The 16,552-nt window shown below is 68.3% G+C and carries 22 protein-coding genes and 4 pseudogenes; 23 read left to right on the top strand and 3 right to left on the bottom strand.

Annotated features, from left to right (window positions below):
• Window positions 1-5 precede the first annotated feature (5 nt).
• The 15 genes and pseudogenes from G7085_RS07465 (at window position 6) to G7085_RS24845 (ending at window position 10,217) form a co-directional block, all read left to right on the top strand.
• The gene (locus G7085_RS07465) at window positions 6-917 is read left to right on the top strand and encodes a baseplate J/gp47 family protein (RefSeq protein ID WP_197510480.1); all 912 of its coding nucleotides are present in this window, start codon (window positions 6-8) and stop codon (window positions 915-917) included.
• Between the two features lie 16 nt (window positions 918-933).
• Window positions 934-1,743, top strand: coding sequence for a hypothetical protein (locus tag G7085_RS07460; protein ID WP_197510479.1), 810 nt, complete (start codon window positions 934-936; stop codon window positions 1,741-1,743).
• The gene (locus tag G7085_RS07455) at window positions 1,737-2,285 is read left to right on the top strand and encodes a hypothetical protein (protein ID WP_197510478.1); all 549 of its coding nucleotides are present in this window, start codon (window positions 1,737-1,739) and stop codon (window positions 2,283-2,285) included. Before G7085_RS07460 ends, G7085_RS07455 begins: the two co-directional genes overlap by 7 nt.
• 234 nt (window positions 2,286-2,519) lie before the next feature.
• Window positions 2,520-2,723, top strand: coding sequence for a hypothetical protein (locus tag G7085_RS07450; RefSeq protein WP_197510477.1), 204 nt, complete (start codon window positions 2,520-2,522; stop codon window positions 2,721-2,723).
• On the top strand, window positions 2,702-3,265 hold the full coding sequence (locus tag G7085_RS32295) for a hypothetical protein (RefSeq protein ID WP_197510476.1): 564 nt from the start codon (window positions 2,702-2,704) through the stop codon (window positions 3,263-3,265). Before G7085_RS07450 ends, G7085_RS32295 begins: the two co-directional genes overlap by 22 nt.
• Window positions 3,169-3,891, top strand: a complete 723-nt coding sequence (locus G7085_RS07440; RefSeq protein WP_197510475.1) for a baseplate J/gp47 family protein — start codon at window positions 3,169-3,171, stop codon at window positions 3,889-3,891. Before G7085_RS32295 ends, G7085_RS07440 begins: the two co-directional genes overlap by 97 nt.
• Complete coding sequence (locus tag G7085_RS07435; RefSeq protein WP_197510474.1) at window positions 3,843-4,049, top strand: hypothetical protein; 207 nt, start codon at window positions 3,843-3,845, stop codon at window positions 4,047-4,049. The genes G7085_RS07440 and G7085_RS07435 overlap by 49 nt, the downstream gene beginning before the upstream one ends.
• A complete protein-coding gene (locus G7085_RS07430; protein WP_197510473.1) occupies window positions 4,049-4,972 on the top strand; it encodes a hypothetical protein in 924 nt (307 codons plus the stop codon). The genes G7085_RS07435 and G7085_RS07430 overlap by 1 nt, the downstream gene beginning before the upstream one ends.
• A complete protein-coding gene (locus G7085_RS34445; protein WP_408647076.1) occupies window positions 4,969-5,514 on the top strand; it encodes a hypothetical protein in 546 nt (181 codons plus the stop codon). The genes G7085_RS07430 and G7085_RS34445 overlap by 4 nt, the downstream gene beginning before the upstream one ends.
• 788 nt (window positions 5,515-6,302) lie before the next feature.
• Window positions 6,303-6,758, top strand: a pseudogene (locus tag G7085_RS34440) (DUF6519 domain-containing protein); the annotation flags it as partial.
• Window positions 6,759-6,849: 91 nt separating this feature from the next.
• Window positions 6,850-7,341, top strand: coding sequence for a DUF6519 domain-containing protein (locus tag G7085_RS29845; RefSeq protein ID WP_197510471.1), 492 nt, complete (start codon window positions 6,850-6,852; stop codon window positions 7,339-7,341).
• Window positions 7,251-7,868 (top strand): DUF6519 domain-containing protein, encoded by a 618-nt coding sequence (locus G7085_RS07415; RefSeq protein ID WP_197510470.1) that lies wholly within the window; start codon window positions 7,251-7,253, stop codon window positions 7,866-7,868. The genes G7085_RS29845 and G7085_RS07415 overlap by 91 nt, the downstream gene beginning before the upstream one ends.
• Before the next feature lie 43 nt (window positions 7,869-7,911).
• Entirely contained in the window at window positions 7,912-8,277 is a 366-nt protein-coding gene (locus G7085_RS07410) for a hypothetical protein (RefSeq protein ID WP_197510469.1), read from the top strand.
• A gap of 251 nt (window positions 8,278-8,528) precedes the next feature.
• Window positions 8,529-9,212, top strand: a pseudogene (locus G7085_RS24850) (IS256 family transposase); the annotation flags it as partial.
• Window positions 9,213-9,573: 361 nt separating this feature from the next.
• A pseudogene (locus tag G7085_RS24845) lies at window positions 9,574-10,217 on the top strand (prolyl oligopeptidase family serine peptidase).
• A 116-nt stretch (window positions 10,218-10,333) separates the two neighbouring features.
• On the opposite strand, the gene G7085_RS34435 reads toward G7085_RS24845, so the two are convergent.
• The 3 genes from G7085_RS34435 to G7085_RS07390 are packed head-to-tail and all read right to left on the bottom strand — an operon-like array spanning window position 10,334 to window position 11,638.
• Window positions 10,334-10,609 carry a substrate-binding domain-containing protein gene (locus G7085_RS34435; RefSeq protein ID WP_197510467.1) on the bottom strand — a complete coding sequence of 92 codons (276 nt, stop codon included), beginning with the start codon at window positions 10,607-10,609 and terminating at the stop codon, window positions 10,334-10,336.
• A complete protein-coding gene (locus tag G7085_RS07395) occupies window positions 10,606-10,836 on the bottom strand; it encodes a hypothetical protein (protein WP_197510466.1) in 231 nt (76 codons plus the stop codon). The genes G7085_RS34435 and G7085_RS07395 overlap by 4 nt, the downstream gene beginning before the upstream one ends.
• Window positions 10,837-10,891: 55 nt before the next feature.
• Window positions 10,892-11,638 carry a LacI family DNA-binding transcriptional regulator gene (locus tag G7085_RS07390; RefSeq protein ID WP_269452078.1) on the bottom strand — a complete coding sequence of 249 codons (747 nt, stop codon included), beginning with the start codon at window positions 11,636-11,638 and terminating at the stop codon, window positions 10,892-10,894.
• Here G7085_RS07390 and G7085_RS34430 point away from each other — a divergent pair.
• From G7085_RS34430 to G7085_RS07350, 8 genes and pseudogenes are all read left to right on the top strand, one after another.
• Window positions 11,520-11,945, top strand: a pseudogene (locus tag G7085_RS34430) (substrate-binding domain-containing protein); the annotation flags it as partial. The gene G7085_RS07390 and the pseudogene G7085_RS34430 overlap by 119 nt on opposite strands.
• A 5-nt stretch (window positions 11,946-11,950) precedes the next feature.
• Window positions 11,951-12,337 carry a substrate-binding domain-containing protein gene (locus G7085_RS32290; RefSeq protein WP_331715950.1) on the top strand — a complete coding sequence of 129 codons (387 nt, stop codon included), beginning with the start codon at window positions 11,951-11,953 and terminating at the stop codon, window positions 12,335-12,337.
• Window positions 12,338-12,384: 47 nt separating this feature from the next.
• On the top strand, window positions 12,385-12,567 hold the full coding sequence (locus G7085_RS07375; protein ID WP_197510463.1) for a hypothetical protein: 183 nt from the start codon (window positions 12,385-12,387) through the stop codon (window positions 12,565-12,567).
• 83 nt (window positions 12,568-12,650) lie between these two features.
• Window positions 12,651-14,162 (top strand): sugar ABC transporter ATP-binding protein, encoded by a 1,512-nt coding sequence (locus G7085_RS07370; protein ID WP_231979311.1) that lies wholly within the window; start codon window positions 12,651-12,653, stop codon window positions 14,160-14,162.
• Window positions 14,163-14,222: 60 nt separating this feature from the next.
• Window positions 14,223-15,167 (top strand): ABC transporter permease, encoded by a 945-nt coding sequence (locus tag G7085_RS07365; RefSeq protein ID WP_197510461.1) that lies wholly within the window; start codon window positions 14,223-14,225, stop codon window positions 15,165-15,167.
• Window positions 15,164-15,373 (top strand): hypothetical protein, encoded by a 210-nt coding sequence (locus G7085_RS07360; protein WP_197510460.1) that lies wholly within the window; start codon window positions 15,164-15,166, stop codon window positions 15,371-15,373. The genes G7085_RS07365 and G7085_RS07360 overlap by 4 nt, the downstream gene beginning before the upstream one ends.
• Window positions 15,370-16,179 carry an ABC transporter permease gene (locus G7085_RS07355; protein WP_197510459.1) on the top strand — a complete coding sequence of 270 codons (810 nt, stop codon included), beginning with the start codon at window positions 15,370-15,372 and terminating at the stop codon, window positions 16,177-16,179. Before G7085_RS07360 ends, G7085_RS07355 begins: the two co-directional genes overlap by 4 nt.
• 85 nt (window positions 16,180-16,264) lie before the next feature.
• Window positions 16,265-16,552, top strand: a complete 288-nt coding sequence (locus tag G7085_RS07350; RefSeq protein WP_197510458.1) for a VOC family protein — start codon at window positions 16,265-16,267, stop codon at window positions 16,550-16,552.

Raw genomic sequence — 16,552 nt, 5'->3', positions numbered from 1 at the left:
CCGGGGTGTGGCTGCCCCGACCCGACCTGCTGCACAGCCTCCCCGACGACCGCGACCTCGTGGTGGAGATCGACGACGACCGGGGCGCCCACCTGCGCTTCGGCGACGGCCAGCTGGGCGCCCTGCCCGCGATCGGCACCACCTTCGCCGCCCGCTACCGCGTCGGCGGCGGGCCCGGCGGCAACGTCGGGCGGGAGGCCATCTCGGTGCTCGTGCTGCGCGACCAGGCGTGGAGCGGGCTCGACGTGCGGCCCCGCAACCCGCTGCCGGCCACCGGCGGCACCGCCCAGCAACCCGTAGGCGAGGCGAGGCTGCTCGCGCCCGGCGCGTTCCGGCTCCGGCAGCGCCGCGCCATCACCGCCGACGACTACGCGGCCGCCGCCCGGGAGCTGCCCGGCGTCCAGTCGGCCGCCGCCGGGCTCGCCTGGACGGGCAGCTGGTACGAGGCCCGGGTGGCCCTCGACGCCGTCGGCACCGACGTGGCGGGCCCCGACCTGCTGGCCGCGGCCGCCGCGGCCCTGGAACCGCTGCGCCGCCTCGGCCACGACGTCGCCGTCCGGCCCGCGACGCAGGTGCCGGTCGACCTCGAGGTCGCCGTCTGCGTGGCGCCGCACCAGTCGCGCGCCGCGGTGAAGGCCGATGTGCTCGATGTGCTGAGCAGCAGGCGGCTGCCCGGCGGCCGGACGGGGCTGTTCCACCCCGACCGGCTCACGTTCGGCACCCCGTCCGGCTGTCGCGGATCGTCGCGGCGGTGCAGGCGGTGCCGGGCGTGGTCAGCGTCGAGGTCACCCGGCTCCGCCGGCTCGGCGAGCCCGACCGGGGCGAGCTGGACGACGGGATCCTGCCGGTGCGCGGGCTGGAGATCGCCCGGCTCTCCGGCGACCCGAACCTGCCGGAGCTCGGCCGGCTGGTCGTGACGATGGGAGGCGGACGATGAGCGGCTGCGGATGCTGTGGGCAGGCGGTCGCGCCGCTGCGCGTGGTGAACCGGCCGGGGCTGAGTACGCTCGCCCTGCGGGTGGGCACCCACGCCTCGATGCTGGCCGATATGACGGCGCGGCTCTCGGCCGCCGAGTTCCCGGCGCTCGCGGGCCTCACCACCCGCGAAGCGGGCGACCCGACCATGGCCCTGCTCGACGCGTGGGCCGTCGTCGGCGACGTCCTCACCTTCTACCAGGAGCGGATCGGCAACGAGGGCTACCTGCGCACCGCCACCGAGCGGCGCTCGCTGGTGGAACTGGCCGCGCTGGTCGGCTACCGGCCGCGACCCGGCGTCGCGGCGGGCACCCACGTCGCCTACACGATCGACGAGAACTCGGGCCCCGTCGTCATCCCGGCGGGCTCGCGCATCACGAGCGTGCCCGGCCCCGGTGAGACGATGCAGACCTTCGAGACCACCGAGCCGCTCGAGGCGCGCCGCGAGTGGAACGGCATCGGCGTCCGGCTCCACCGCCCGCAGACCGCGGCCGATGTCGTCAACGGCGGCCTCGTGCTGGCCGGGACCGCCACCGGGCTCGCCGTCGGCACCGCCCTGCTTGTCGAGCTCGGGATCGGGCTCGGGCCGCAGCCGTACAGGGTGCGCGCCGTCACGCCCGATCCGGTGGCCGAGCGCACCACCGTCACCCTCGAGGCATGGTCGGGCGCCAGCCTGTCGTCGGCCGTCGTCGAGGCCACCGTCAGGCACCTGGTCACCCGCAGGCCTTCGAGGTCGATCCCGACGGCGCCACCGCCGTCAAGGTGCTGAAGGCCCTCGGCACGCTCAGCGGGCACGCCGCGGGTGGCGGAGAGGTGCCCAACTCCGCCATCGCCGACGCGCTGGCCGTCACCGGCACCCAGCTGGCCCTCGCCCGCCGCAACGGATGGGGCAGGCTCACCGCGTGGCTGTCGGAGGGCGTCGACCGGCTCGCCTGGCTGCTTCCGGCCGACGGCCCAGTCGAGACCCGCCGGCTGGCCAGGGCCGAGAACGACGGCTTCGACGCGCTGCTGGACGATCTCGCGCGACCGGGGTCGCTCCCACCGCGCAGCACCCGCCAACTCGGCCGGACGGCGGAGGAGACGCTCAAGCGGGGCGCCGACACCTACCCGGCCCTCCTCGCGCGGCTGCGTCCGGAGCTCGCGCCGTCGCTGTACGGGCCCTTGGCTCGGTGCCCGCTGCCCCTCCCGGGGGCTGAGGGTGTGGGCGCTGCGACTCGCGCTGCCGCTGTTCGGGCACAACGCACCCCAGCAGGCGCTGTTCAGCGACGGCGTCTTCACCGGCTTCACCGAATGGGATCTGCGCCGCGATGAGACGGAGAACGCCGCCTTCCTCGACCGCGACCACCCGAGGTGCTGGCGGGCGGGATGGCTCTGGTCACGCGACCGGAGACCGACAGCTTCCCGCCGCCGTCCTGACCCGGATCAGCGCGGTGCGGCACCTCTCCCGCAACGCGTACTCGATGACGGGGAAGTCGACCTGGCTCCAGTTCGCCGACCGGTGGTGGGCCCCACCCGGGACGTCGAGGGCGGGGACGGGGCGACGGGATGGACGTCCTCCGGGCCGCCGTCGTGCACTGCGGCGCCGAGGAGCTGGCCCTGGCGGAGGCGCCCATCACCGACCCGCTGTGCGGGGCCGAGCTCGAGCTCGACGGCCTCTACGACGGGCTCCGTTCCGGGCGCTGGATGATCCTTGCCGGGAACGGGCCGACATCCGGGGCATCCCCGGCGTGCGGGCCGCCGAGGTCGTGATGCTGGCGGGAGTCTCCCAACGGGTGCAGACCGTCGCCGACCGGGCCGGCTCCGGGGTCGGGAGCACGGGGAAGGGGGCGCAACCGCTGCCGGGCGACGCGCTCCACACGTTCGTCACCCTCGCCTCGCCGCTCGCCTACTGCTACCGCCGCGACACCGCCGTCCTGTACGGCAACGTCGCGGCCGCCACCCACGGCGAGACCCGGGTGGAGGTGCTCGGCGGCGGCGACCCGCGGGTGCCGCGGCAGGCGTTCCGGCTGAGGCAGCCGCCGTTGACGTGGACGTCGGCGCCCACCACGTCGGGCATCGAGAGTTCGCTGGAGGTGCGCGTCGACGACGTCACCTGGCATGAGGCCCCGGGGCCCGGGCGCTGGACGCCTCGACCCGCGGGTTCCTCACCCGGCAGGACGACGCCGGCTACACCACCGTCACCTTCGGCGACGGCGTGCACGGCGCGCGCCTTCCGAGCGGGGTCGACAATGTGCGCGCCATCTACCGGCAGGGCCTCGGCCGGGCCGGCAACGTGCGGGCCGGGCAGTTGAGTCAGCTCGGGTCGCGCCCGCTCGGCGTGAAGGACGTCGTCAACCCCGTCCGGGCCGGCGGCGGAGCCGACGCTGAGGGCCGCGACCTGATCCGCGGCAACGTGCCCACCGCGGTGCTCGCGCTCGACCGGCTGGTGTCGACCCGCGACCACGCCGACTTCGCGCGCACCTTCGCCGGGGTGGCGAAGGCCGCCGCGGCGCGGCTGACCGACGGTAGGCGCACCGTGGTGCACGTCACCATCGCCGGCGTCGACGACGGGCCCATCGACGAGACGTCCGACCTGTTCCGCAACCTCCGCGAGGCCCTGCACCGCTTCGGTGACCCGGCCCTCCCGCTGCGGCTCGCGGTGCGGCACCTGCTCGCGCTGGTGATCAGCGCGCGGGTGCGGGTGCTGCCCGACCACCACTGGGACGTCGTCGAGCCGAGGCTGCGGGCCGCGCTGCTCGACGGGTTCGGCTTCGACCGCCGGGAGCTCGGCCGCGACGTCCTCGCCAGCGAGGTGATCGCCTGCGCCCAGGCCGTGCGGGCGTCGACTACGTCGACCTCGACCTGCTGGCCGCCCTCGACGCCGACGAGGTGGCCAGACGGCTGGAGGCGGGGATCGGTGTCGCGCCCGGCAATGTGACTCCCGGGCCCGGGGCGTCGCGGGCGGGGCCGGCCGCGCGGATCGAGGTCGGCACCGCCCGGCTCGAGGGCGGCGTCATCCAGCCCGCCGGGCTGGCCTACCTGCAGCCCGGGGTGCCCGACTGCCTGATCCTGAATGAGATCACCGAGGAGGCGTGATGAGCCGCGACGTGGACTACCTCTACTCCCTGCTCCCGGGCCTGCACCGCAGGCGCGACGAGGAGCTCGGCGGGCCGCTGCGGGAGGTGCTGCGCGTCATCGGCGAGCAGGTCAGCTCCATCGACGATGACATCGAGCGGATGTATGCCAACTGGTTCATCGAGACCTGCGACGACTGGGTCGTCCCCTACCTCGGCGATCTCGTCGGCTACCACCCGATCGACGACGCTGGCCTGGCCGACGCTCCCGACCCGCCGTCGGCCCGGTCGGGGCGCCGCACCCGCCTGCTGGTGCCGCGCCGTGACGTCGCCGACACCATCGCCAACCGGCGCCGCAAGGGCACCGTCGCGCTGCTCGAGGAGCTGGCGGCCGGGGCGACCGGCTGGCCGGCGCGCGTGGTGGAGTTCTACCGGCTGCTCGGCTGGACCCAGCACCTCGACCACCAGCGGCCCGACCGCGCCCGCACCGTCGACCTCCGGCTCGGGGAGCGACTCGGCCGCCCGGCGTTCGACGACCTCACCCGCACCGTCGACGTGCGGCGCCCCATCTCGCACCGCACCCGCGGGCGCGCCTCGGTGCCCGGCGTCGGCCTGTTTGTGTGGCGGCTCGGCTCCTATCCCGTCACCGAGACCCCCGCCCACTGCGTCGAACGGGAGGGCAGCCAGTGCTTCACGTTCAGCGTGCTCGGCAACGACACGCCCCTCTACATCGCGCCCACCGAGGAGCCCGACCCCGACCACATCGCCGTCGAGGCCAACCTCCCGGTGCCCCTCCGGCGCCGCGTCCTCGAGCACCGCATATCGGAGCATCCGCTGCGGGCCGACGCATCGCCGACGTGGTACGGGAGGGCAGGAGCCTGTGGGTGCGGGTGGCGGACTGGCCCCGGCGCGGGAAGGGCGGGGTCGTTGCGGCGGAGTCGGTGATCCCGGCCGACCTGTCCGACTGGCACGCCTACCGGGCCCCGCGCGGGAAGATCCTGGTCGATCCCGAACGCGGGCGGATCGTGTTCCCGTCGGGGCAGCTGCCGCGGGGCGTCACCGTCGGCTACCGCTACGGATTCAGCGCCGACATGGGCGGCGGCGAGTACCGAAGGACGCTGTCGGAGCCCGCCGGCGCGCTCGTCTACCGGGTGCGGGGAGCGACCCCCGCGAGGGCGAGTCGGCGTCCATCGCCGACGCCTGGAAGCGGTGGCGCGACGACCGGCTCGCCGACGGCGGCGACGCCACCCGGGCGGCCGTCATCGAGGTGGCCGACAGCGGCGTCTACGAGGAGCGGCTCTTGCTCGACCTCGGTGCGGGGAGTACGTGCAGCTGCGTGCCGCCTCCGGCTGCCGGCCCGTGCTGCGGCTGCTCGACTACCGCGTCAACGAGCCCGACCCGTTCCGCATCTCCGGGGCGGCGGGCGCCCGGTTCGTGCTCGACGGGTTCCTCGTGACGGGGCGCGGGCTGCTGGTCGCGGGGCGTGACCGCGACGCCGTCGACGACACCGAGGAGGGCGGCGAGCGGGAGGGCGGCGACCTGTGCGACGTCACGATCCGCCACTGCACCCTGGTGCCGGGCTGGGATCTCGACTGTGACTGCTCACCCGGGCGGCCCGACGAGCCGAGCATCACGCTCGACCGGACGCGCGCCCGGCTGGCGGTGGAGCACAGCATCCTCGGGTCGATCATGGTGGCCGCCGACGAGCGGCGCAGCGACCCGGTGGAGGTGTCGCTCAGCGACTCCATCCTCGACTCGACGTCGCCGGCGCGGGTGGCCGTCTCCGACGACGACGGCCGGATGGCGTTCGTGCGGTTGAGCCTGGCCCGCTGCACCGTCGTCGGCGAGGTGCTCGTGCACGCCGTCGACCTGGTGACCGACTCCATCCTCACGTCGCCGCTGACGGTGGCGCGCCGGCAGGTCGGGTGCGTGCGGTACAGCTACCTCGCGCCCGGGTCGCGCACCCCGCGGCGGCACCACTGCCAGCCCGACTCGGCCGTGGCGGACGCGGAAGACGACCTTTCCCGCGCCCTCGCCGTCGAGAGGGTGCGGCCGTCGTTCACGAGCCTGCGCTACGGGCACCCGGGCTACTGCCAGCTCGCCGACCCGGTGCCCGAGGAGATCTGGCGCGGGGCCGACGACGAGGCCGAGCTCGGCGCCTTCCACGATCTGTACCAGCCTCAGCGGGCGGCCAACCTCAGGGCCCGGCTCGACGAGTTCACCCCGCCGGGTCTGAGGCCGGCATCTTCTTCATCTCGTAAACCAGGAGGGGAACATGAACGGCGACTTCACGCGGGACACCTACCGCGGGCGCAACCACTACACGCGGGTGCTGATGCAGCAGGGGCGGGTGCAGCTGGACGCCGACTGGAACGAGCAGGCGGCGATCGGGCACGAGCGGCTGCGGATGCTCGCCGCCGACCTGATCGGGCCGCACGGTGGGCCGGTGAGCAACTGCGGGTTCCAGCTGGTCAGCAACCCCGACCTCCTGGAGAACCTCAAGGACGACCTCGGGCGCCCGCTCCGGCCCGAGCGGATCAAGGAACTGACCGCGCGGATGCAGGACGGCGACCTCCTGATCGGGCAGGGCCGCTACTACGTCGACGGGCTGCAGGCCCAGTGCGACACGTGGCAGACCTACGGCGAGCAGCTGGGCTACCCGTTCGACGACGGCACCACCGTCGACGAGCTCCAGGGAGCGCGGGGCGCGCTGGTGTACCTCGACGTGTGGGAGCGGCACGTCTCCGGGGCCGAGCGGGCCGACCTCCTGGAGGTCGCGCTGGCGGGATCGACACGGCCACCCGGCCGAGCTGGTCTGGCAGGTGCGCGTCCTGCGGGGCGACGGGCCGCTGGACTGCGCCGACTACAGGTCGCTCCGACGGCTGAGCTGGCCGCTGCTGCGGGCGCGGGCCCGGCAGCCGAAGGAGTCGATGGATGCGTGCGTGATCGATCCCGAGTCCCGCTACCGCGGGGCCGAGAACCAGCTGTACCGGGTGGAGATCCACCGCAGCGGCACCGTCGGCGACGGGGCGACGTTCGTGTGGTCACGGGAGAACGGCTCGGTGCTGTTCCCGGTGCTGCGGCGCTCCGACGACGGCACCACGGTCGTCGTCGAGCTTGAGACGCTGGGGCGCGACGAGCGTTCCGGGCTGCAGCCCGGTGATGCGGTGCAGCTGGTCGATGACGTCAGCACTTTGCGGGCGGCGGGTCGCCGATCCTGCGGGTGGAGAGCATCGACCGCGACGAGTTCACCGTCGTGCTCTCCGGCGACGCCGACGACACGGGCCGGCTGCCGGAGTTGCACCCCGTGCTGAAGCGGTGGGACCACAAGCCGGACGATCCGAACACCAGCGACGCCGGGGCGCTGCTCGTGAAGGAGGCATCCGGGGCCGAGGACGCGTGGATCGAGTTGGAGGACGGGGTGAGTGTGCAGTTCCCCGCGTCGGTCGTCGACGGGGAGCCGAACGAGTACCGGACCGGCGATTACTGGATGATCCCGGCGAGGACGGCGACCGGTGACGTGTTGTGGCCGGTCGAGGAGGTCGACGGGTGCAGGTTCCGCGTCCCAGGCGCCCCGACGGTGTCGAGCACCGGTACGCCCCGTTGGGGGTGCTGGACGTCGGGCCTGATGGAAGGACGGAGGTCTCGGACTGCAGGCTCACGTTCGGAGGCCTGGCCCAGCCGTAGGGAACCCTCGCTGACCCAGCCCACCCAGCACCCCGAACTCAAACAGGCACGACCCCGAAGCCGCAAACCGGCACATGGCGGGCTCGATCGGGCACGCATGGAGACAGGGCATCCGATGGCGGTAGACGAGCAGCAAGCACCCGCCCGTGGGTGACGTCGGCCGCGCGTGGTTGTAGGGACGTGGTTCCTGGCTGCCGATGCTGCGGGTGGTCGATCTCGGATGCTGGGTGGCGAGCCACGTTGACCCGTCGCTGCTCGTTGAAGTGGTTCCCGGGCCGAGTCGGCATGGCTCCATCGTCGCGCCGTATTGGAGCCTGGCCATGAAGGCCAGGAAGACCCGAGGTGCTGGAGCGTCGGGCAGCACGGTGGAGGTGATGCCGCAATGGGGCCTGGTCCTGAAGACCAGGAATACCTGGCGGGCGAGGAGCGGCGTCAGGACTGCGGGCTCGCCGCAATGGAGCCTGGCCATGAAGGCCAGGGAGACCCGCGCCAGCCAACGCGCCACGGTCAGAGTCGAAGTCGCCGCAATGGAGCCTGGCCATGAAGGCCAGGAAGACGATTGATGCGATCAACGAGGAGAAGCTGACCGACCTCGCCGCAATGGAGCCTGGCCATGAAGGCCAGGAAGACCAGCTCGCAGGCGCCCGCTTGGTCGTGTGCTCCGAGCTCGCCGCAATGGAGCCTGGCCATGAAGGCCAGGAAGACCAGCTCGCAGGCGCCCGCTTGGTCGTGTGCTCCGAGCTCGCCGCAATGGAGCCTGGCCATGAAGGCCAGGAAGACTCTCAACCACCAGCCGTGGCCAGGTCGACGTGCCCGGGACCGTCAAGGGACGTTCCAACCTCGGATCGTGGCCAAGCGGCAGCGCCGGCTGGGGTCGATCGAGGACATCGTGTTGTCGTTGTCGGCGCGCGGGATGACCCACGGCGACATCAGCGCGCACCTGGCCGATGTGTACGGCTCGGAGGTGTCGAAGACCACGATCTCGACGATCACCGACAAGGTCCTCGAAGGCATGTCGGAGTGGCAGAACCGTCCGCTCGATCCGGTGTATCCGGTGGTGTTCATCGACTGCATTCACGTCAAGGTCCGCGACGGCCAAGTCGCGAACCGGCCCATCTACATCGCGCTCGCCGTCACCACGGAGGGCAACCGGGACATCCTCGGGTTGTGGGCCGGCGACGGCGGCGAGGGCGCGAAGTACTGGCTGCAGGTCTTGACCGAGATCAAGAACCGCGGCGTGGGCGACGTGCTCATGGTCGTGTGCGACGGGCTGACCGGTCTGCCCGACGCGGTGAACACGGTCTGGAAGGACACGATCGTGCAAACCTGCATAGTGCACCTGATGCGCAACAGCTTCAAGTACTCCGCCCGGCAGGACTGGGACGCCATCTCCCGCGCCCTGAAGCCGGTCTACCAGGCCGCGACCGTGGCAGAAGCCGAGGAACGGTTCCTGGAGTTCGCCGAAGCCTGGGGCACCAAGTATCCGGCGATCATCAGGGACTCCTCGCCCCTGCGCGACGAGGCCTTCGTCGGCATCAGCACCATCGACACCCCGACAGTCTCCTTCCACGTCTCCCTCCACGACCTGAGGATTCAGCCGCTTCCTGAGCCTGCCCCCGCGAGGCGCCGTGCTGAGCTTGTCGAAGTGAACGAGCCGGGCAGGTCGAAGGACCACACCATCACGCGACACCGCGCCCCTCCGCCGACGGCACCCCAGTCCCGTACTTCCTCATCACCCCCGACGGCGACCACCAGGGCCCCGCCCACGCTCCTCTACGGCTACGGGGCTTCAACGTCCCCGTCCTCGCCGACTACCGCCCGGCTGGTCTGCCTGGCTCGCCGCCGGCGGCGCTCTCGTCCTGGCCAACCTCCGCGGCGGCGGGGAGTTCGGCTCCACCTGGTACGACGACGGCCGCCTGGCCAACAAGCAGAACGTGTTCGACGACTTCATCGGCGTTGCCGAACACCTCATCGCGACGGGGGTCACCACCTCGCAGCAGTTGGCGATCTACGGCCGCTCCAACGGGGCCTCCTCGTCGGCGCGTCGCTCACGCAGCGCCCCGACCTGTTCGCCGCGGCCCTCTCGACGGTGGGCGTGCTCGACGTCGTGAAGTTCCACAAGTTCACCGTGGGCGCCGCGTGGATCAGCGACTACGGCGACCCCGACACCCCCGACGGCTTCGCGGCCGCGCACGCCTACTCGCCGTTGCATCGCATCGAGGAGGGCGTCGAGTACCCGCCGACGATGATCCTGACCGCTGACCACGACGACCGCGTGGTGCCGCTGCACAGCTTCAACTCGCCGCGGCGCTGCAGCACGCGCTGGTTGAGCCTGTCGAAAACCCCGCCTGGCTCCGCATCGAGTCCTCAGCCGGTCACGGCGCGGGCAAGTCTCTCGACACGATCGCCAGCGAGTGGGCGGACCTCCTTACCTTCGCGGCCCACCACACAGGACTTGAGCCGCGCTAGGCCCACCGGGTTTCTGGTGCAACACCGCTGGTGACGCAGCAAGACTCCGACTCCAGGCGGCGCGAGTGCGCCATCGGCACGACTTGGCCTTATGCCACGCTTGAGTGCCTACTGGCTCGACTTGACTGCCTACTGGCTCGACTTGACTGCCTACTGGCTCGAAATGGGACCGCCGGTGCTCTCTCCTAGTCGGAGCTTTCCCGGTAACGCCACCGTGATGCCGGTACGGGCGTTGTGCGGATCGGAGAGCAGGCGGATCCCCTCCGCCGCGATCCCGGCCAGTGGCTGGATCACAGTCGTGAGGCTCGGAGCCATGATTGATGAGAACCTCATGCCGTCAAAGCCGGTGACCAGCACGTCTCTAGGACAACTGATCCCATGACGCCGCAAGCCGTTGAGGAGTCCGATGCCCAGGAGGTCGTTCACACAGACAATGGCGTCTGGCAGGGGCCGGCCTTCAGAAGGACTCCGGCGGCGGCAACACCGTCTTCGAGTGAGAGGTGCGTGTCAATGAGGTGCTCGGATGAGAGGTCCATGTTCAGCCGCTGTGCTTGACGCATCACTTCTTGTGTTCTCACGCCTGCGGAGATACTGGCCGAGGTGCTGGTCACCATGCCGATCGTGCGGGCACCGATCGCATTGAGGTGAGACATGAGCTCTTGGATCCCTTGTGGTCCTCGACGCCCACCCAAGGCGCTTCCAGCCCTCTTACCTGACGGTCCAGCTGGACAAGGGGACTCTGGCGGCAGCGGCTGATGCGGCGGGTTCGCTGAGCGTTTCGTGGAGTGGCACGGACAAAATGCCGTCGACAGCTCCGTTGGATAACGATTTCAGTCGTGAGGCCTCCATCTCGATGTCGCCTCGGGCATCACACAGGTAGAGGTTTACCCGCGCCGCCGCGAGTTGGTGTTCGACTGCCTCGACCAGTTCGGTGAAGAAGGGGTTGCCGATGCTTGGAACCACCATGCCAACAGAACCGGTGGTGGATAGCCTCAGAGCGCGTGCGATCGGGTTAACGCGGTAGCCAAGAGCCCGTGCGGTGGATTCGACCTTTGCCCGGGTCTTCGCACTCACGCGATGCGTGCTGCCACCGAGAACGCGTGAAACGGTGGCGGGCGAGACGCCCGCTGCTTGGGCCACGTCCGAGATCCGTACCGTTTCCTGCGTCACTGCGAAACTTCCTGCGTCACTGTCAAACCACCCTGTTCCATCGTCACATAGTAGGGCTTGACGGCCCCGCGTGTCCTGGAATACACTAATAAAAGGAAATCGATTGCCATTCCAAGGCGGCATGGCACGGGGTGGCCCCTCCACCACACATAGATCGGAGTTGATCATGAAGACGCGTTCCTTGGTTGCGCTCGCCGCAACCGCCTCTCTCCTCCTAGCAGCCGGCTGCACTGAACGCAGCACGAGCGATGACCAGAATGCAGCCACAGCAGGCACCACGGCCAGCAGCGCCACAGCCCAGGGCGATGGTGACATCACGGTGGCTTTCGTCCCGAAGCTTCAGGGCATCCCCTACTTTGAGGAGATGAACCGCGGGGGAGAGAAGGCCGCCGCGGAGTTCGGTTTTGAATGGCTTTACCAGGGCCCCACGACGTCTGACGCCGCCGCGCAGTCCGATATCGTGCGCTCCTTCATCCAGCAGGGCGTCGACACGCTCATCGTGGCACCGAACGACCCCGATTCGCTTGCGCCCCTCCTGAAGGAGGCGCAGAGCGCAGGGATCCGCGTCGCCACCTCGGATACCGATGCCCCAACTCCATCCGTGAACTGTTCGTCAATCAGACCACTACGCAGAACCACGGTGCCACCCTCGCTGAGACGCTCGCCGATGCCATGGGCGGTAGCGGCAAGTTCGCAATCGTCTCCTGTGGTGAGACCGCGACCAACCTCAACGCCTACATCGATGCCGCCAAGGAGAAGATGACCTCCGACTACCCCGACATCGAGTTCACCCAAACCGTCTACGCCGGCGAGGATCAGGCCAAAGCTGCACAGATGGCAACGGATCTCATGAACGCTGACCCGGAGATCAACGGCCTCATCGGCATCTGCGCCTCGGCAGCTCCGGCGGTCGCGCAGGCGGTCCAGGACGCAGGGAGGATCGGGGAGGTCTTCACGGTCGGTGGCGGCACCCCAATGACCTGAAGCCCTACCTCAAGGATGGCTCGTCGAGCGGCTCCGTCCTCTGGAACGTGTCGGATCTTGGCTACCTGACTGGTTGGGCCGGATGGCAGTTGGCCCAGGGCGAGGAATTCGAAGAGTCCATCAGCGTGGGAGAGCTTGAGGGTGTTGAGTACGACCCCGAGTCCAAGATGATGCTCCTCGGAGGCCCCTTCGTCTTCACTGCCGAGAACGTCGACCAGTTCGACTACTAGGCCATCCAGCGATCACAGGTTGCACGCCGGGCCTCGGGCCTGGCGGCTCTGCCCGGCGTGCACTCTCAACCCCGGAGAAAGATATGACTTCCGTCCCTCCGCGCATCGAACTCAGAAATATCCACAAGAGATTCGGCGGCGTCCATGCCCTTCGTGGTGCGTCCCTTGTGGTGGAGCCAGGCTCGATCCACGCACTCATCGGTGAGAACGGTGCGGGCAAGTCCACCATGATCAAGATGATTGCCGGTCTTGAATCGCCTGATGCGGGCGAGATCCTCATGGATGGAGAATGCGTCACCATTTCCAGTACCGCTGAAGCTATGCGCCTGGGCGTGAGAACTGTTTACCAAGAACCGGAGTTGGTCCCCGAACTAACGGTTACCGAGAACATCTTCTTGGGGCGTGAGGTGACGCGAGGCGGACGGATCTCGTGGAAGGAGCAGGCCGGGCGAACCGAGCAGATCCTGGATCTGATTGACTTCCCCAACGGACGCGCTGCAATGCCAGTGCGCAGACTCTCCATAGCGGAACAGCAGCAAGTCGCCATCGCGAAGGCGGTCGCTGACGATGCGAGGATTCTCATCCTGGATGAGCCTTCGGCCATCCTGACCGACGCGGAGATCAGCCGCCTCTTCGACATCGTCCGCCGGCTCGCCTCAGGTGGGGTGGCCGTCATCTACATCACGCACCGCCTCGACGAGGTCTTCAAGATCAGCGATGCGATCACCGTGCTGCGTGATGGCCAACTCGTGACTTCCGTGGAAACCAAAGAAGCAAGAATGCGGGACGTCATCGAGTGGATGGTCGGCGACATCCAGACCAGGGAGAAGGCGACCAGTCCCACGAGCGGTGAACCGGTTCTCGAGGCCAAGTCGATTGGCTTCTCGGAGGCAGGCCCCTTCAATGACGTGACCGTGCACACCGGAGAGGTCGTAGGGCTCTACGGGCTGCTCGGATCTGGAACCTTCGAACTCGTCGAATCCCTGTATGGCATGCGTTCGACCCATGGTGGCCACGTCCACCTCGATGGCAAGAGGGTTCAAATCTCCGATCCGCGGTCAGCCAAGGCTGCCGGTATCAGCGTTGTCCCTGCGAACCGAGCCCGCCAAGCGCTGTTTTCCTTCCAGAGCATCAAGTTCAACATCACCATTCGCGAACTGCAACGCTTCAGTTCAGCAGGATTCCTCACTCTGCAAAAGGAACTGAAGCGGTCGAAGGAACTCATCTCCGCGCTGCGCATCAAGACTCCTTCTCCTCATCAGCACGTTGCAGCGATGTCGGGCGGTAACGCGCAGAAGGTGGTCATGGCTCGCCAGATGGTCGGTTCGCCAAGGCTCCTCCTCCTCGCCGAACCGACCCAGGGCGTCGACGTCGGCGCGAAGGAAGAGATCCATCAGCTGATCGAGAAGATGGCCGAAGAGGGTTCCGCAGTCCTCATGGCCACGACTGATCTCACTGAACTGACGCGCATGTGTGACCGGGTCCTCGTCTTCCGGGAAGGCGGGATCGTGCGTGAGTTCCGCTCTGGGTTCACACAGTCTCAACTCCTTGCAGCTGCTTCAGGAGTGACCGAGGAAGAAGGAGCTTCAGCATGAGTATGACGCTGCTCAGCCCGCTCAGCCGAGGGTAAAGCGCCACGGGTGTTACCGAACCTGGTGACCGGCCAAGAATGGGTCCTCATAGTTCTCATCGCGGCGCTGTGGGGATTCTTGGCGCTCACCACGCCAGCCTTCCTCACCCAAGGTTCGATCGTTCCCCTGCTGGTGAGTGTTGCTCCCATCGCCCTCATAGGCGTTGGCATGACGTTCGTCATGATCACAGGAGGAATCGACGTCTCAGTCGGCGGCATGGTCATGTTGGCCGCCGTCGTCACGGCGAAGCTCCTCGTGAACGGTACCCCGGCGGTGCTGGCCATCGTCGTCTCCGTCGCCTTGGGTGCGGTCTTGGGCCTGTTCAACGGCACGGTCGTCGCCCTCGGCAAGATCCACCCGATCATCGTCACGTTTGGCACTGCAAACCTGTTCCAGTTCGTGGCCTTCAGGATCTTCGATTCGTCCACGGTCAGCGGCATCCCGTCGGTCCTGGATGTGTTCGGGCGGGGCGTCAACGGACGGACGTTCGGCATTCCCCATAGCTTCGTGTTGACGTGCATCTTGGTGGCGTTCGCCTGGGTGTTTCTTCGCCAATACCGCGCTGGGCGCCATCTCTATGCCGTTGGCGGCAACCAGACGGCAGCCGTGAGAGCCGGCGTTCGCGTGTCTGGCCTGGCCATCATGGCGTACGCCGTCACAGGACTGCTGGCCGGATTCGCCGCCACCTTCGTGATTGCTTCGGGCACGAGCACCGTTGAGCAGTCGGTGGGCATCGGCATGGAGTTGCTCGTGATTGCGTCAGTCGTCATCGGTGGCACGTCCGTCCTCGGAGGCCGAGGTTCAGTGCTCGGGACGCTCCTGGGCGCCGTCCTTGTGCAGACGGTGCGTTCGGGTGTGACCCAGCTCGGATGGCCGTCACAGTCGGCTGACCTCTTCGTAGGTATCGCCATCGTCCTGGCTGTTGGCGTCGACATCATCCGTGAGCGCCGCCATAGGAGAGAAGCATGAAGCAAAACCCAATCCAGCGAGTTCTTGCCAATCTGACCACGAATCGGGTGCTGCTGCTTGCTGTGCTGCTTGTGGTCGTGGTGGTGGGCATGATGTCCCTCAGCGCCGCAGGATTCACCTCCGCCCGCTACACGCCCGACTACATGGCTATGGCCCTGATCAATGCGATTCCGCTCGCCATGTTGGGCTTGCGCAACTCCTTGTGATCCTCTCGGGGCGGGCCGGCATCGATCTGTCGGTGGGAGCAGTGGTTTCACTTAGCGGGATCGTTTTCGGTTTCGCCTACGGTGTGTGGGGCTGGCCGCTGTTCCTAGCAATTCTCTTGGCAGTGCTTGTCGGAGCAGCGTGCGGGGCGGTCAACGGCGTCCTGATCGCCTACATCGACTTTCCCCCCATCATTGCGACCTTGGCGAGCTTCTACGCACTGAAGTCCATTGCGATCTTGGTGAGCAACCAGTCACCAATCAACACGCAGCCCATCCAAGACTTCTACTCGGCTGCACAGTCAGTTGAGATCCCGCTGATTGGCCGGTTCCTGCCTCTCGTCCCGCTGGGTCTGCTGACATTCCTGGTTCCGGTGGCGGTGTTGGTCTGGGCCCTCCTCAACCGGACCACCTTCGGTAGGGTCCTGTACGCCGCCGGCACCAACGATGAGGCGGCACGTTGGGCTGCGCTCCCCAACCGGCTCTACCGGGCCTTGAGCTACGCCCTGTCCGGTGGCATCTCGGCGCTCGCAGGAGTCTTCGTCGTCGCGCAGTTCGCATCTGCGAGGCCGGACGCTGGGGTCTCGGGCAATGGAATGGCGCTTCCTGCAATCACCATCGCTGTGTTGGGCGGTGTCGCCATTACCGGCGGAATCGGACGAGTCGCCGGTGTGCTGCTGGCGACGCTCGTGGTCGTCTGGCTAAACGCCGGAATCCTGCTGCTGGTCCCTGGCAACGCCGGGTCTCAGATGCAGTTGTTGGCACTCGGCGTCCTGCTCTTGGGGCGTCGTTGCTCAACTCCCCGTTGAAGTTCCCTTGGAAACGCCGAAAGCTGACCAAGCAATCAGTTCCCTCTGTGGCTGCATAGCAGCCCAATTATGAAAGGAAAATGTCATGGGCATTTTGAATCACGTTGGAATCACCGTCTCGAATCTCGAGCGCTCCGTCGAGTTCTACACGCGACTCGGTTTCGGCGAGCCGCCGGCGGAGTGGATCTTCACGATTGAAGGCGACTGGCTCAGCAAGCTGGTGCAGGAAGAGGAAGCGGTCATCCGCGTTGCCTTCCTTCCAATGGATGAGGGTTCGGTGCTCGAGTTGCTTGAGTACCAGACGCCCAGGGACGCCCGACAAACGATCGCCCCAACCGCGATGCCGGAGCTATGCATGTCGCCCTCAACGTAG

Source organism: Tessaracoccus coleopterorum, assembly GCF_011174705.1.
In the GTDB taxonomy this organism is placed as follows: domain Bacteria; phylum Actinomycetota; class Actinomycetes; order Propionibacteriales; family Propionibacteriaceae; genus Arachnia; species Arachnia coleopterorum.
The sequence above is the reverse complement of the archived record's forward strand: the minus strand, read 5'-3'. Positions and strand labels throughout refer to the sequence as shown.